The 14,754-nt window shown below is 39.2% G+C and carries 15 protein-coding genes; 11 read left to right on the top strand and 4 right to left on the bottom strand.

All coding sequences use genetic code 11. The features are described from left to right. The first annotated feature begins 43 nt into the window (after positions 1-43). On the top strand, positions 44-1,048 hold the full coding sequence (locus RFX69_RS15470) for a homoserine dehydrogenase (RefSeq protein WP_289332788.1): 1,005 nt from the start codon (positions 44-46) through the stop codon (positions 1,046-1,048). 32 nt (positions 1,049-1,080) lie between these two features. Here the strand turns inward: RFX69_RS15470 and RFX69_RS15465 are convergent, their stop codons facing one another. Further along, a complete protein-coding gene (locus tag RFX69_RS15465) occupies positions 1,081-1,998 on the bottom strand; it encodes a DMT family transporter (RefSeq protein WP_001023744.1) in 918 nt (305 codons plus the stop codon). Positions 1,999-2,164: 166 nt separating this feature from the next. Here RFX69_RS15465 and RFX69_RS15460 point away from each other — a divergent pair, with 166 nt between their 5' ends. Continuing rightward, complete coding sequence (locus tag RFX69_RS15460; protein WP_000331398.1) at positions 2,165-3,019, top strand: helix-turn-helix domain-containing protein; 855 nt, start codon at positions 2,165-2,167, stop codon at positions 3,017-3,019. On the opposite strand, the gene RFX69_RS15455 is transcribed toward RFX69_RS15460, so the two are convergent. Further along, positions 3,016-3,411 carry a helix-turn-helix domain-containing protein gene (locus tag RFX69_RS15455; protein WP_079747754.1) on the bottom strand — a complete coding sequence of 132 codons (396 nt, stop codon included), beginning with the start codon at positions 3,409-3,411 and terminating at the stop codon, positions 3,016-3,018. The genes RFX69_RS15460 and RFX69_RS15455 overlap by 4 nt on opposite strands. A gap of 95 nt (positions 3,412-3,506) precedes the next feature. Here RFX69_RS15455 and RFX69_RS15450 point away from each other — a divergent pair, with 95 nt between their 5' ends. Continuing rightward, a complete protein-coding gene (locus RFX69_RS15450) occupies positions 3,507-4,115 on the top strand; it encodes an FMN-dependent NADH-azoreductase (RefSeq protein ID WP_000771649.1) in 609 nt (202 codons plus the stop codon). 83 nt (positions 4,116-4,198) lie between these two features. Here RFX69_RS15450 and chrA read toward each other — a convergent pair whose 3' ends face one another. Next, positions 4,199-5,548 (bottom strand): chromate efflux transporter, encoded by a 1,350-nt coding sequence (gene chrA / locus RFX69_RS15445; RefSeq protein ID WP_289332787.1) that lies wholly within the window; start codon positions 5,546-5,548, stop codon positions 4,199-4,201. Between the two features lie 241 nt (positions 5,549-5,789). Here chrA and RFX69_RS15440 point away from each other — a divergent pair, with 241 nt between their 5' ends. The 8 genes from RFX69_RS15440 to RFX69_RS15405 are packed head-to-tail and all read left to right on the top strand — an operon-like array spanning position 5,790 to position 13,001. Next, positions 5,790-6,533 carry a GntR family transcriptional regulator gene (locus RFX69_RS15440; RefSeq protein ID WP_000080816.1) on the top strand — a complete coding sequence of 248 codons (744 nt, stop codon included), beginning with the start codon at positions 5,790-5,792 and terminating at the stop codon, positions 6,531-6,533. Positions 6,534-6,561: 28 nt separating this feature from the next. Beyond that, the gene (locus RFX69_RS15435; protein ID WP_272230807.1) at positions 6,562-8,295 is read left to right on the top strand and encodes a fumarate reductase/succinate dehydrogenase flavoprotein subunit; all 1,734 of its coding nucleotides are present in this window, start codon (positions 6,562-6,564) and stop codon (positions 8,293-8,295) included. A gap of 20 nt (positions 8,296-8,315) precedes the next feature. Beyond that, positions 8,316-8,561, top strand: a complete 246-nt coding sequence (locus RFX69_RS15430; protein WP_000864074.1) for a ferredoxin family protein — start codon at positions 8,316-8,318, stop codon at positions 8,559-8,561. A gap of 19 nt (positions 8,562-8,580) precedes the next feature. Continuing rightward, positions 8,581-10,011, top strand: coding sequence for an ABC transporter substrate-binding protein (locus RFX69_RS15425; protein WP_289332786.1), 1,431 nt, complete (start codon positions 8,581-8,583; stop codon positions 10,009-10,011). A 34-nt stretch (positions 10,012-10,045) separates the two neighbouring features. After that, positions 10,046-10,900, top strand: coding sequence for an ABC transporter permease (locus RFX69_RS15420; RefSeq protein WP_000096302.1), 855 nt, complete (start codon positions 10,046-10,048; stop codon positions 10,898-10,900). A 1-nt stretch (position 10,901) separates the two neighbouring features. Then, positions 10,902-11,741, top strand: coding sequence for an ABC transporter ATP-binding protein (locus RFX69_RS15415; RefSeq protein ID WP_272230809.1), 840 nt, complete (start codon positions 10,902-10,904; stop codon positions 11,739-11,741). Then, positions 11,738-12,736, top strand: coding sequence for a HEAT repeat domain-containing protein (locus RFX69_RS15410; protein WP_289332785.1), 999 nt, complete (start codon positions 11,738-11,740; stop codon positions 12,734-12,736). The genes RFX69_RS15415 and RFX69_RS15410 overlap by 4 nt, the downstream gene beginning before the upstream one ends. Beyond that, positions 12,720-13,001 (top strand): gamma-butyrobetaine hydroxylase-like domain-containing protein, encoded by a 282-nt coding sequence (locus RFX69_RS15405; RefSeq protein WP_001167100.1) that lies wholly within the window; start codon positions 12,720-12,722, stop codon positions 12,999-13,001. The genes RFX69_RS15410 and RFX69_RS15405 overlap by 17 nt, the downstream gene beginning before the upstream one ends. Before the next feature lie 39 nt (positions 13,002-13,040). On the opposite strand, the gene RFX69_RS15400 is transcribed toward RFX69_RS15405, so the two are convergent. Beyond that, complete coding sequence (locus tag RFX69_RS15400; RefSeq protein ID WP_289332784.1) at positions 13,041-14,327, bottom strand: MFS transporter; 1,287 nt, start codon at positions 14,325-14,327, stop codon at positions 13,041-13,043. Positions 14,328-14,754 lie beyond the last annotated feature (427 nt).

Raw genomic sequence — 14,754 nt, 5'->3', positions numbered from 1 at the left:
TTTGGAAAATTGATTTAAACCATTTAAATTTTGAGAAAGTGAAATGAAGCGAATTAATGTGGCAATTTGTGGTTTCGGACGGATTGGGCAACAAATTGCAGAGCTTCTTTTAAATCGATCGACCTACTATAAACAAAAATATCAAATTGATGCCCGTTTAGTGGGTGTTTGTAACTCATCATCAGGCTTAATTGACCAAGAAGGTTTACAAGCTTCAAAGTGGCTAGATAAAACACAATATCAAGCAGGCCTAACAGAGCAAAAGTTTTTAGAACAGGTTCAAGCAGATGTCATTATTGAAACTGGACCAAGTGACTATGTGACAGGTGGGAAAGGCCTATTTTATTTAAATTATGCTTTAACACATAACATGCATGCGATTGCGGTATCTAAAGGTGCTTTAGTTGTAGAAGGTAAAAAATTAGTTAACTTGGCACATCAACACAATAAAAAATTATTTTTTAGCGGTGCGACGGCTGCCGCCTTACCAACTGTTGATTTGTTTGAATATAACTTGGCTGGTTGCCAAATTTTAGAAATAGAAGGTGTGTTTACAGGCACCACGAATTTTATTTTAAATGATATGTTGCAACACGAATGCGCATTTGCAGAATCTCTTGAAAAAGCTCAAGCAAAAGGTATTGCGGAACCTGACAGTTCTTTCGATGTAGATGGATGGGATACCGCTGCTAAAATTACCATATTAGCCAACACTGTTTTGGGGGCTGATATAAAAATTCAAGATATTCCAAGACAAGGAATCAGTCACGTGACTACCGATCATATTCGTGACTGGAAAAAAGAAAATGTAATTCCTCGTCTGGTCGGTTTTATTCATGTTAAAAAGCAGCAAATTCAAACAGGTATTGAATTAAGGTTAGTCCCAGCAAATCATGCGTTTGCTCATCTGCAAGGTTCTCAAAAATGCATTCGGGTGTTAACACAAGAAATGGGAGAATTTGTGGTCAGTGGAGGGGCATCTGCGCCTTTAGCCACAGCAGCCGCAGCTTTAAAAGATTTCGAGTTGATGCTAAAAACGGGCTGCTAAAATTAATTATGATTTATAAAAAAAGCAGGCTTTTATGCCTGCTTCTCACAATTTTTTTGACTGCTAAATAACTTCTTTCCAATTTCAAACTTACTAAACATTAAGTAGTTACCAAGTAAGATGAGTAAAATTCCAAATACAGCATTTAAAGTCCACTCATATCCTTCAAAGAAAGTAGAAACTGTTAAAGCAACTAAAGGAAAGAGCAACGTGCTATAGGCTGCTTTAGCTGCGCCAATTCGTCCGACCAGAGAAAAATAAGCTGAAAACCCAATAACCGTGCCAAATACAGCTAAGTATAGTACCGAGCTTAAAAATGGGAAATTCATCGGCGGCATTAAATCTTGTCCTGTAAATAAAGCCAGAATTAACATCACCAATGCGCCATAAGTCATGGCATAACAGTTTGTTGAAAAGATATTTAGGCCACGTTTTTGGTGTCTAACACTAATCATATTCCCTAAAGAAAAACCGTAAGTGCCTATTGCACATAGCCCAATACCCATTAATAACTGCGCATTAAACTGGCTATTAATCAGATCGTGCCAAAATAGTAAAACAATACCACTTAGGCCCAAAAGTGCAGCTGGCGCAAAGTTTGGGGAAGGTTTCTGCTTAAAAAAGATAAGTGCATTAATGGCATTAAAGAAAACCGCCATCGAAAAAATGACAGACTCTAAACCGCTATTTACATATTTAACCGCAGTATAAAAACAAATAAAGTTTAGGCCAAAAACACAAAGTCCTTGCAGCATACAGAACAAGTGATCTTTTAAAGCAATTCGCTGTAATTTTCCTGAAAATAGTAAAACCACCCAAAGTAATAAGGCTGAAATGGCAAAACGCCATAAAATTGCGACAACGGGTGTTGCATAGTGGCTTTGAACGGCAATTCCAATCCATGTTGTTCCCCAAATCAACACCACCGCAACATAGAGTAAAATATTCATAACTTCATCCTCGATTACCAAGCTTAAGTATCTAGGAATGCTTCATTTTTCACGTATATATTCTTGTGTTGTACATGCAAGATCTTGCGTTTTTTATAGATCTAAACTAGCTGAATTTTGCTGAATATGGTTAACTTAAGCTCAATCATATTCGTTTTAATTTTGCATGGCTTATCAAACTTTAGAACAGCTACAGCAGTCTAAAGCCAAGCTTCACGAAACTGTGGTGCTTGATGAAAATATGCAACTTGCATTTTGGTCTAATCAGCAAGATCGTGTAAGTGTCTGTAGCGATCACCACACTTTAAGTCTTTATATTCAAGATGGTTATGAAAGCTATCAAAAAACACCTGCGGGCTGGAAAAATGGTGGTGGGCCGGGACGTTTTTGCCTATTGCCCGAACATCAGGAGTCAACTTGGGACATACGTGGTGGGCTTAAATTTGTCCACTTGTACTACACCGACCAACATTTGCGTGATGTTGCTGAAAAAATATGGGACAAAGAGCCGAATCAAATTGAACTAAACGAAGTTGTATTTAATGATGATGAACGGATTCGGGCGTTATATCAATTCTTCTTATTAGATTGCGATTGGCAAGATTCTTCAAATCATTTGCAAATGAGTACAACGGCAAGTTTATTGTTGAATCACTTAATTCGAAAATATAGTAGTGTTCAATGGCAACAGCCTACTATCAAGGGCGGACTGGCACCCCATAAACTCAAATATATTCAGGAATGGATTGAAGATCATCTAGATCAGGCACTCACTTTGTCTGATTTGGCAAATATTGTGAATTTAAGCGAATACCATTTTGCTCATATGTTTAAACAGTCCATGAATATGGCGCCTCACCAATATGTCATGCAAAGACGCTTAACTAAGGCCAAAGGACTAATTCAGTCATCTCAGCTTTCTTTGCAAGATATTGCCCTAGTATGTGGGTTTAGTTCAGCAAGTCACTTAAGTCATCGCTTTAAACAATTTTATGGCATGAGTCCTTCGCAGTTACGTTAAGTGTCTAATGTAATTGATTTCTCCTGAGCTGCATCAAATGCAGCTCTTGCCGCATCAATATCTGCAATATGCTGCTGAGCCCATTGGCCTAAAGCAATTACAGGTTCTGTAAGTGAATGGCCCAGTGGAGTTAATTCATATTCAACATGAGGTGGAACTACAGGATAAACCGTACGTTTAACCAACCCATCTCGTTCTAAACCACGCAAACATAATGTAAGCATACGCTGCGATATTCCATTGATACGTTTCTTTATTTCAGAAAAGCGATGAGGATGTGATGCAAGTGTCATTACAATGAGTATACTCCATTTCTCTCCGACTCTAGCCAACACTTGACTAACTCTTTGGCAATCTGAACTTTGGATATCATGAGGTATGGTTACAGTCATATTACTTGGTTCCCTAAATGTGCCTTCTTGTGCATAAGAATAATAGTAGTAACATAATTAGCTCAAGTAACAATTTTATACTGTAGGTATAAGCGATGAAACTACTTCAAATTGACACAAGTATTTTAGGTGAGCAGTCTGTTAGCCGCCAACTCACCTCATCTGTTATTCGTCAGCTCAGCACAGCTTATCCAGATGCAGAAATTATTCATCACGATTTTGCTTTAGAGCCAATTCCTCATTTGTCTGATGCTGAGTTTTTAGCATGGCAAGGTGTTGAACCTAATAATGAAACAGCGCAACAACGTGTTGCACGAAACACCCAATATTTGGATGAGTTCTTATCGTCAGATATCGTTGTAATTGGCGCACCTATGTACAACTTCAGCTTCCCATCACAGTTAAAAGCGTGGCTTGACCGACTATCTGTTGCTGGAAAAACATTCCGTTATACGGAAAATGGTCCTCAAGGTTTAGTAGAGGGGAAACGTGTCATTATTGCTTCTTCGCGTGGTGGTGTGTATTCAGAAGGTTCACCAGCTGAAGCTTTAGACTATCAAGAAACATATATCAAAGCGTTTTTCAATTTTATTGGGGTGACTGATATCACTTTTGTGCGCGCGGAAGGGATCGCTTTCGGACCAGAAGCACGTCAAGCTGCCTTAGATAATGCAGCAGCGCAAATTGCACAGTTAGCAGGCTAAAAATATAAATAGCCGAACAGTAATGGGGCTGTTCGGCCTTATTGAGATTATGATTTTGAAAAATCAATTCAATCAGTAAATAACTAGAAGAAAGTGACAGCGAGCCCAACCAGAGCTGAAGCAAAAATGACATATAGCACATTAATGTTAAATCGGAATAAAGCAATAAATGCTGCAGCAGTAATTATTGCTGCAATAGCATCAAAATGGCCTGAAAAGCCTTGTGGCCATAACACGTGATAACTAAAAAATAGTGCTAAATTTAAAATGACGCCGACCACAGCTGCAGTAATGGCAGTAAGGGGTGCAGTAAATTTAATTTCGTTATGTGTAGACTCAATAATGGGCGCACCCGCAAAAATAAAGACAAATGAAAATAGAAAGGTAAACCAAGTCACAATGACTGCACCGAGTGCTCCAGCAAAAAATAAATGCTCAGAGCCTAGTAATGAATGATTTACACCTCCTAAAAAACCAACAAAGGCAACGACCATAATCAGTGGACCGGGTGTAGTTTCACCAAGTGCCAATCCATCAATCATTTGTGTAGGTGAAAGCCATCCAAAATGATTGACAGCCCCCTGATAGACATAAGGTAAAACCGCGTAAGCGCCCCCAAACGTAAGCAGCGCAGCTTTAGTGAAAAACCAAGCCATTTGGGTATAGGAATGATGCCATCCAAAATATGCGCCTAAAGCTAAAATTGGCAATAACCATAAAGCGATTGCCACAAAAATAAGTCTGGCTAACCGTGACCAATGGAATTTAGCGTGCTCTGGTGTTGGGGTATCATCATCAATATATGCCGGACCATAATCTTTTTGACTGGCTTTATGTCCAGCCGCTGAGGAAAATAGTTCTGGGTACTTTTTACTCGCTAAATAGCCAGCAATACCAGCTGATAGAACGATAAGCGGGAAAGGAAGTTTTAAGACAAAAATGGCAAAAAACGCTGCAATCGCGACGACCCATAAAAACTTATTTTTAAGCGAACGACTACCTATACGGTAAGTTGCATGAAAGACAATTGCAGTGACGGCAGGCTTTATCCCGTAAAAAATACCTGCAATAACAGGCACATCTCCAAATTTTATATAAACCCAAGATAGCCCAATTAAAATAAATAAAGAGGGTAATACAAATAGAATACCTGCAACCAATCCTCCCACAGTTCTATGCATAAGCCAACCAATGTAGGTTGCTAACTGCTGCGCTTCAGGTCCGGGTAACAACATGCAGTAGTTCAGTGCATGTAAAAATCTTTTTTCTGATATCCAGCGCTTTTGTTCAACCAGTTCCTGATGCATCACAGCGATTTGTCCAGCTGGCCCCCCAAAGCTAATAAAACCAAGCTTGAGCCAAAATAAGAAGGCTTGCCAGAAGGTGACTTGTTCCACTGAATCATCAGGGGTATTTAATTGTTTTTGTTGCATATTATCCCCTAAAAAATAATATTAATTTTTACGTTTATGGCATAACGGAGTATGTTTTATAGCATAACAAACACAAATGTATTTTTTATGATAACCATTCAACTTTTATAGATAACTATTTATTAATTTATTGATATTAAATGAAATTATTTTTTTAACTAAAGTTATCGCTTTAAATTATTTCCAAAGCTGAAACATTTTAAACATTATTTGCTCAAGTTGTTATAACAGGTTGTGAGCCGTGAGCCAGCTACCCCAAGATCCCAAAAATCACAAGCCTCTTTACGATCAATTAAGGGAACTCATCCTTAACAAAATTGTAAATGGTGAATATGCCGTACTGAGCCAAATTCCATCTGAAAACGAGTTTGCTGAACAATTTGGTGTAAGTCGAATTACAGTTCGCCAAGCGCTCAACCAATTACAGTTGGAAGGCTATATTTTTAAGGTGCCAGGTAAAGGGACCTTTGTAAGCAAGCCAAAAACGTTCCAGAACATCTCAAGTTTGCAAGGCTTTGCAGAAGCAATGTCATCTGCTGGTCACGAAATTTTAAACCGTGTCATCTCGGCCGAGCTTAAGCAGATCCCGATGCACGTTGTGCCCAAATTAAAGTTACCTGTTAAAGCTAATGTGTATGAAATTCAACGTGTCCGTTTACTCAACCGTCAGCCAGTGTCGTATGAGTTGACTTATTTGCCTGAACATATTGGTTTGAAGCTTAAAGAGAAAGCGATTGATTTACGTACAACCGATATTTTCAAGGCATTAGAACAAGAGTGCGATATTCCTTTGGGACATGCGGATTTAAGCATTGATGCCACGGTAGCGGATGAAGAATTAGCGGCTTTGTTGCAAGTCGAAATCGGAACTCCGGTATTACGGGTCGAACGTTTGACTCATGATGCAAATGGTCAACCGATTGACTATGAATATCTCTACTTCTCGGGCGATACCTTCCAGTACCGTTTACGTATTCATCGTTAATAACTCAAATAAAAATAAGGAATATTCAATGGAAAATAAATATCTTGAGTTCGATATTGTGGTGATTGGTGGTGGAACTGCAGGGCCAATGGCTGCGATTAAAGCCAAACAAGAAAACCCGAATTTAAAAGTCTTGCTCATTGAAAAAGCGAATGTAAAACGTAGTGGGGCGATTTCAATGGGAATGGATGGACTGAATAATGCTGTTATTCCGGGCTACGCAACACCTGAGCAATACACCAAAGAAATTACCATTGCTAATGATGGGGTAGTTAACCAAACCACTGTATATGCATATGCGAAGCATAGTTTCACAACCATTCAACAGCTCGATCAATGGGGTATTAAGTTTGAAAAAGATGAGACTGGCGAATTTGCAGTAAAAAAAGTACATCACATGGGGGCATATGTTTTACCAATGCCCGAAGGCCATGACGTTAAAAAAGTTTTATATCGTCAGTTAAAGCGTGCTCAAGTCAAAATTAATAATCGGATTGTCACCACAAAGCTTTTAAAAAATGAGCAAGGTGCAATCAATGGTGTAGTCGGTTTTGATTGTCGTAGTGGTGACTTTTATGTCATTAAAACGAAAGCTGCCATTTTATGTTGTGGTGCCGCAGGGCGTTTAGGTTTGCCAGCTTCTGGCTATTTAATGGGCACTTATGAAAACCCCACCAATGCAGGTGATGGCTATGCAATGGCATACCATGCAGGTGCTGAGCTTGCCAACTTAGAATGCTTCCAGATTAATCCATTGATTAAAGACTATAACGGTCCTGCTTGTGCCTATGTGACCGGACCTTTAGGAGGTTATACCGCCAACAGTAAAGGTGAACGTTTCATTGAATGTGACTACTGGAGTGGTCAAATGATGTGGGAGTTTTACCAAGAACTGGAAAGTGGTAATGGTCCTGTTTATTTAAAAGTAGATCATCTGGCCGAAGAAACGATCCAAACTATTGAAGAGATTCTACATACCAATGAGCGCCCAAGCCGTGGTCGTTTCCATGAGGGCCGAGGAACCAATTACCGTCAAGATATGGTGGAAATGCATATCTCCGAAATTGGTTTCTGTAGCGGACACAGTGCTTCTGGCGTATGGGTCAATGAAAAAGCGGAGACTTCGGTTAAAGGATTATATAGCGCTGGCGATATGGCGGCTGTACCTCATAATTATATGCTTGGTGCATTTACCTATGGTTGGTTTGCGGGTGTAAATGCTGCGCAATACGTGAATGCAATTGAAGATAGCGAATTAAACCAAAGCGAAATAGAAGCAGAAAAAGCTCGAATATTTGCGCCACTGGATTGCTCAGAAGGTTTGCCTCCAGAACAAGTGGAATATAAGCTGCGCCGTTTTGTAAATGACTATTTGCAGCCTCCTAAAACTCGCCAAAAAATGCAAATTGGGCTCAAGCGTTTTGAAGAAATTAAACAGGATATTAAGCGAATTTCTGCCAGAAACCCACATGAGCTGATGCGTGCCGCTGAAGTTTCTTTTATTCGAGATTGTGCGGAAATGGCAGCAAGAGCTTCATTGTTTAGAGAAGAAAGCCGCTGGGGACTGTACCACTATAGAGCAGATTTCCCTCAAAAAAATAACTCGGATTGGTTCTGTCACGCGCATTTGAAAAAAGATGAACACGGCAATATGGTCAGTTTCAAAAAGCCAATCGAGCCTTATCTGGTTCCGATTAATCAAGATGAAGCTGTGTCGTATGACCGTTTACGCATTCAAAAAGATGTTGCTCTAGCGGACTAAATAAATCAGGAATTCAAATCATGGCTTTTATTTTTAAAGAAGTACAGCACCGTACTGTCGCACCCGTCATTATCGATGAAGATAAATGTATTGCTGATAAAGGATGCACTGTCTGTGTAGATGTTTGTCCAATGGATTTATTGGCAATCGATCCAACAACCCAAAAAGCTTATATGCAATTTGATGAATGTTGGTATTGCATGCCTTGTGAAAAGGACTGCCCAACAGATGCAGTCAAAGTAAATATCCCATACCTACTCAAATAATTAATTTGGAATACGTAACATGAGACAAAATAAATTGATCAATAAAAAACTATTACTCAGTAGCTTAATTGGTGCCATGGTACTCGGCACTTTGGGGTGCGGCAGTAAAACAGAAACTGTGCGTGTCGCCATTGGTACACAAGACACGACCATTAACTGTGCAACAGGTGGGTTGCTAATTCGTGAATTGAATTTATTACCAAAATATTTGCCTAAAGATGGTAAATACAAACACGTTAAATATGATATTCAATGGAAAAACTTTACCTCTGGTGCACCACTTACCAGTGAGATGGTGGCTGGGCGTCTAGATTTGGGAGCAATGGCTGACTTTCCTGCGGTTAATAATTTAGCGGCATTTAAAAAAGCTGGGAAAGAAAGCATATTTTTAGCGCCATTGTCAGGCAGTATTAATGGTAGCGGTAATGCGATTGTTGTTCCAATTGACTCAAAAGTAACATCACTGAAAGAACTAAAAGGACAAACCATTTCCGTACCTTTTGCTTCAACTGCTCATGGACTATTGCTACGAGCGATTCAGGCTGAAGGCTGGCAACTTGATAAAGATATTAAAGTGATTGCTCAGGCGCCAGAAGTGGCGGGACCTGCATTAAAAAGTCATAAAATTTCTGCACATGCTGACTTCGTACCATTTGGTGAGTTATTTGCTTACCAAGGTTTTGCCAAAAAAATCTATGATGGTTCTCAAGCAAAATCACCCACATTTCATGGTTCGCTTGCCAGCAAGGATTATGCACAGCAGCATCCCGAAGTCATAAAAGCTTATTTACAAGCAACTATTGAAGCGAATCGTCTGATTCAGGAACAACCAGAAAAATATAGTGAACTTATTGCTGAAAAAACAGGTATTCCTGCCGAAGTTGTTTATCTATTTCATGGCCCTTTAGGTCTGCAAACTCGTGACTTAACGTGGAAACCTGAATATCGAAAAGCGACTCAAATTGCGATAGATACCTTGAAAGTTTTAGGAAAAAACGACGGTACGCTTGATGTAAATAAATTTATTGATGACCAATATATTAAGGATGCATTTCAGGCATCTGGACTTAATTACAGCCAGCAACTTGCTGACTATGCAAAATCACCTTTGGTTGCCAATGATGCTTTAACGGGCCAACCCATCAAGACATTTGATCGGGTAACTCAAATTTGGGTAAAGGGTGAAGAAAAAGTGCGTAGCTATGAAACGCCTGAGCATGCTTTTTCTGATTTAAAGAAAATACAAGCCGATGGAAAAACGGTGCGTGTGGTTTATAGCCAAGATCATCAGTCCGATATTAAGTTACTTGCTAATTTGGCATGGTATGCCACAGACAAAGCAGGACAAATTCAAGCCTTTTTATTAAAAGATGATGCTGAAAAATGGGCTAAACAAGAGGGCGGAAAAGTATATGACTTTGAAGCTATTCAGCTTGTAACAAAGAGCTGATGTGTTGTCTTACCTAATGATCAGGAGGTGACAAATGAGTAGTTTAGCCCAGACAAAACCTAAAAACCAAAGTACATTTTTGATTAAATTTTTCCAACAATTGACATTATATCGGGCGCATTTAAAAAGCTATGTCATTGCTTTTACATCTATAGCTTTTTGGATAGCAGTTTGGCAAGGACTTGCTCAGTTTAAAATAAATTTAGGCTTTGTGAACTTTAGCAATGTCCCGACACCTTTAGATGTCATCCATGCGCTTTGGGCTTTTTTTCAACTCAGCACTGCATTTGAACATGTTGAATCGAGTGTGTTTCGTGTAGTGATTGGTTTTGTGCTTGCGGCTCTAATTGGTGTAGGTATTGGTTTGTTAGCAGGACGTTATCAAAAACTGGCTGCCTTTCTAATGCCACCATTAGAAGTATTACGTCCAATACCAGCAGTTGCATGGATTCCTTTAGCAATTCTGATTTTTCCCTCATCAGAAGCTTCCATGATTTTTATTACGTTCATTGGGGCTTTATTTCCAATTTTATTAAACACCGTACATGGCGTTGGTGCAGTTGATCCAAGACTCGTTGCATCTGCAAAAAGTCTAGGTGCTTCTGATCTTGCCATTATTCATGAAGTCATTATTCCGGGGGCATTACCGAATATTATTACTGGTTTATCCATTGGAATGGGTACTTGCTGGTTCTGTTTAGTGACTGCCGAAATGATTTCGGGGCAACATGGAATTGGATACTTCACATGGGAATCTTTCACCTTGCAAAACTATAGCAATATCGTGGTTGGCATGGTGCTGATCGGAGCGTTAGGTATGTTTAGCAGTACATTGGTGCGTGTGATTGGAAACCGATTTACTCCATGGTATCAATTGAGGAAGTCTTAAAATGTCAGTTACACAAGGCCATGTACGTATTCAAAATCTATCTCTACATTTAGGGCAAGCTAAAAATCGTTTTCAGGCATTAGATCGGGTTAATTTCGAAATACAACCGGGCGAGTTTATATGTCTACTTGGCCCGTCGGGTTGCGGTAAATCAACATTATTAGGTGCTTTGGCAGGGCACTTACCCATTAGTTCTGGGTCTTTAACGGTCGATGATGAATCGATATTTGAACCTCATCCAGATAGAGGTTTGGTGTTTCAGCAACATACCTTATTTCCGTGGAAAAGCGTGCTCGAAAATATTGCCTTTGGTTTAAAAATGAAAGGCATCGCTAAACAAAAGCGTACTGGACAAGCTCAGAAAATGATTGATCTGGTCGGACTTAAAGGTTTTGAGCATAAATTTCCAGCTGAACTTTCTGGTGGCATGCAGCAACGGGTTGAAATTGCGAGAGTACTAATTAATCAACCTCGCATTTTATTAATGGATGAGCCGTTTGGTGCGTTAGATGCTCAAACTCGTTTAAAAATGCAAATGCTATTACTCGAAATTTGGCAAGAAATTCAAACGTCGGTTTTATTTATTACCCACGATATTGATGAGGCACTTTTTTTAGCCGATCGAGTGTTGATTATGAGCCATCGACCAGGGCGAATTATTGAAGAAATTCCACTTAAGTTTGAACGTCCACGGGATGTTGAGCTTGTAACGAGTAGTGAATTTACAGCCATTAAAAAACATTGCATTCAAACGTTAAAAGAAGCCACTCAACAAGAAGAGTTAAGCCGTTTAAATCCATTAGGGCTTGGAAAGAAATCACAAATTAAGGAATACGAATGAGTTTTTATTATCAAGCTTTAGATGATATCGATGAATATAATCAGGAATTTCTTGCGCCGCTCAATCATGCAGATGAAAAGATCCGCTTTGTTGCTTTAATGAATATTGGTGATGAAGAAAATCCGGATTTACTTCCGTGGCTGCATGCAGCACTACAACACGACTCTTCAGCTTTAGTTCGTGAAGAAGCGGCAAAAAAACTAGAAAGCTGGGAAGACTCAACCAGTTTGCAAGTATTGGCGCAAGCCTTATTTGATGCTGATCTGAATGTGAGACAAGCTGCCAGCCAGAGTTTAAGTGAAGTCAAAAATGTGGCATCGGCCCAGATACTGGCACCGTATTTAAAGCATACGGATACTTTTGCTCTTGGTGCAATTCTGCGTGCTTTAAAACCTTTACGACCACAGCAATTATTTGAAGAGATATCTGCTTTGGTGCACCACGAAGATGCATTTGTACGCCGTGAGGCAGTCAGTGCATTAAGTTGGTTACAACAAGACCAAGCAATTACGATATTGGCAAAAATTGCCGAAACAGATACAGATGATGAGGTCCGCCGTATTGCAACAGGTGGTTTAGCTTATAGTCAGAACATATCGGTTGAAGTTATCCAAGCACTTCAACATTCTTTAACTTCGGAAAGTTGGCAACTAAGAGTGGAAGCTGCTCTTACGATTGGAAAATTACGTATTGTTCAGCTCGAAGCTCCTTTAATTCATGCTGTATCAGACTTGTATTGGCAAGTACGTATTGCAGCAGTACGGAGCTTGGGACTACTTAAATCACATCTGGCAGTTGCTCATTTGACTGATAACTTTAAGCATGAAATTAGTAATTTGCGTAAAGAAGTCGCTTTAGCCCTAGGTGAGATTGGTACAGCAGAAGCTCAGAAGCTATTGGAACAACATCAAAATGATCCAGATCCTGAAGTACGAAAAGCGATCCGTATTGGATTAAATCAAATTGGTGAGGTGAAGTATGCAAATCAGACCTGATATCCGTGTCGACACTATAAATAAGCAGGTTCACTTTATATGGACCGATGGCTCAAGCGTATGCCTGAGTCATCAAAGTTTAAGGGAAATTTGCCCATGTGGCTTTTGTCGAGCGAAGCGGATTAAACAAATTAAAATAGAGCATCAAAATGTTGAAGTGACAGCTATGTTTGATCAAGGTTATGGTGCCCAAATTTGCTTTAGTGATGGGCATGACAAAGGGATTTTTCCGTGGGCTTTTTTTAAAGAATTTGCTAAGAGCTAAAAGATGCCTTCTGCTTGGGACAGATGGCATCTTATTTAATTAATGATCATGTTCTAAGTAATCTGGTTTTTTAGGAAGCGCAAGGCTACATAAGAAACAGATAACCAGCATGACAATCACATATATAAAGAAGGTATTTTCAATTCCGGCAGCTTTAAACTGTAAGGCAACCGAAGGCGCAGAACCACCAAACAGCGCATTACCTACTGCATAAGAGAAACCTACACCTAAAGCTCGCACATGAGGTGGGAACATTTCAGCTTTTACCAAACCACTAATAGAAGTATAGAAGCTGAGTAACATCATCATAAAGATGAGTAGCAATGTAATGATGATCGGAGAATCTATATAGGCACGCATCCCGATCACCATGACGGGATAAATAAAAATGGCGGACAATAAGCTAAATGCCAACATTGAAGAGCGTCGCCCAATACGGTCCGAAATTGCACCAAATACAGGTTGAGCACACATATAGACAAATAGGGCGAAGGTCATGATATAACCAACAGTTTTTCCATCCATCCCTAAATTGGTTAAATAGGTTTTTGAATAAACAGTCTCTACATAAAACGTTAATGAACCAGCAGAAGTGTATCCAACCACCAATAAAAAGGTTTTCCAGTGTTTTTTAAAGAGTTCTCTTAAGCTACCAGACTCTTTTCGTTCGCTGTCTTGATGAGAAAGCGTTTCTTCTAAACGACTACGTGCAAGCAAAGATAAGATTGCTGCGATACCACCAATAACAAATGGAATACGCCAACCGCCATCATGTAATTGTTGTTCACTTAAGAACGTCAATAAAATAACGCCCAGTAAGCTTGCAAGCAATTGACCACCAGAGAGAGTGACATATTGGAAAGATGAGTAAAAACCACGCTGACCTTTTAAGCCTAATTCACTCATATAAGTCGCAACGGCGCCATATTCACCACCCACTGATAAGCCTTGAAGTAAACGAACAAGGAGCAATAGAAAAGGGGCAGATAAACCGACTTGATCATAAGTAGGCAAAGCTGCAAATAAAAAGGAGCTTAAAGCCATCAAACAGATTGATATGATCATCGACTTCTTTCGGCCATGTCGATCTGCAATACGACCAAATAGCCAGCTTCCAATCGGACGCATAAAGAAGCTTGCGGCAAACACCCCCCAAACATAAATAGACTTGGTTGTACTATCCATATCTGGCGCGGTTAAAGCTTGAGTAAAGTAAGCAGCAAATACTGCATAAATATAAAAATCAAACCATTCGACTAAATTACCAGAGGCTGCGCCTACAATCCCACGTATCCTGCTACGTTTTTCTTCCTGAGTATATGTCATATTACTTCCATCATTTTGTAGACAAAAACTAGGAACTTTTTAGGTGAGCTAAACAGAAAATAGAATGAACTTTTTAAAAATCACTCAACCCTGAGCACGTCCTTAGAATTCCTAACCATTCATTTTTTCTAATTTTAAAATTCGATTCTAGTGAGATTATGTCCTTTTGTTCGATTTAAAGAGATTTTCACCAATGATCGAACACTTCCTTTCATTTAACTGAATAATTAATTGTTTTTAAAATCAGTAAGCTAATTTAATAACGGTATTTTTCTATTCTATTTCTCCTTTTAAGTGCCATTTTGAGCTTAAGTGTATTTTGAATATTTGATAATACTTAAAAAGTTATAGTATCAATTCCCAAGAAAATAAAGGAAATTCATAGAATGATAAGTTGAAAAAGTCGAACTAAATTCAATTAATCGAA

Source organism: Acinetobacter sp. 148 (genome assembly GCF_031196675.1).
Classification (GTDB): Bacteria; Pseudomonadota; Gammaproteobacteria; order Pseudomonadales; family Moraxellaceae; genus Acinetobacter; species Acinetobacter baumannii.
The sequence above is the reverse complement of the archived record's forward strand: the minus strand, read 5'-3'. Positions and strand labels throughout refer to the sequence as shown.

Bases quoted from the DNA above. Each gene is read 5' to 3' on its own strand.
- RFX69_RS15470 (WP_289332788.1), top strand. From the start codon at position 44: ATGAAGCGAATTAATGTGGCAATTTGTGGTTTCGGACGGATTGGGCAA.
- RFX69_RS15465 (WP_001023744.1), bottom strand. From the start codon at position 1,998: ATGAATATTTTACTCTATGTTGCGGTGGTGTTGATTTGGGGAACAACA.
- RFX69_RS15460 (WP_000331398.1), top strand. From the start codon at position 2,165: ATGGCTTATCAAACTTTAGAACAGCTACAGCAGTCTAAAGCCAAGCTT.
- RFX69_RS15455 (WP_079747754.1), bottom strand. From the start codon at position 3,411: ATGACTGTAACCATACCTCATGATATCCAAAGTTCAGATTGCCAAAGA.
- RFX69_RS15450 (WP_000771649.1), top strand. From the start codon at position 3,507: ATGAAACTACTTCAAATTGACACAAGTATTTTAGGTGAGCAGTCTGTT.
- chrA (WP_289332787.1), bottom strand. From the start codon at position 5,548: ATGCAACAAAAACAATTAAATACCCCTGATGATTCAGTGGAACAAGTC.
- RFX69_RS15435 (WP_272230807.1), top strand. From the start codon at position 6,562: ATGGAAAATAAATATCTTGAGTTCGATATTGTGGTGATTGGTGGTGGA.
- RFX69_RS15430 (WP_000864074.1), top strand. From the start codon at position 8,316: ATGGCTTTTATTTTTAAAGAAGTACAGCACCGTACTGTCGCACCCGTC.
- RFX69_RS15425 (WP_289332786.1), top strand. From the start codon at position 8,581: ATGAGACAAAATAAATTGATCAATAAAAAACTATTACTCAGTAGCTTA.
- RFX69_RS15420 (WP_000096302.1), top strand. From the start codon at position 10,046: ATGAGTAGTTTAGCCCAGACAAAACCTAAAAACCAAAGTACATTTTTG.
- RFX69_RS15415 (WP_272230809.1), top strand. From the start codon at position 10,902: ATGTCAGTTACACAAGGCCATGTACGTATTCAAAATCTATCTCTACAT.
- RFX69_RS15410 (WP_289332785.1), top strand. From the start codon at position 11,738: ATGAGTTTTTATTATCAAGCTTTAGATGATATCGATGAATATAATCAG.
- RFX69_RS15405 (WP_001167100.1), top strand. From the start codon at position 12,720: ATGCAAATCAGACCTGATATCCGTGTCGACACTATAAATAAGCAGGTT.
- RFX69_RS15400 (WP_289332784.1), bottom strand. From the start codon at position 14,327: ATGACATATACTCAGGAAGAAAAACGTAGCAGGATACGTGGGATTGTA.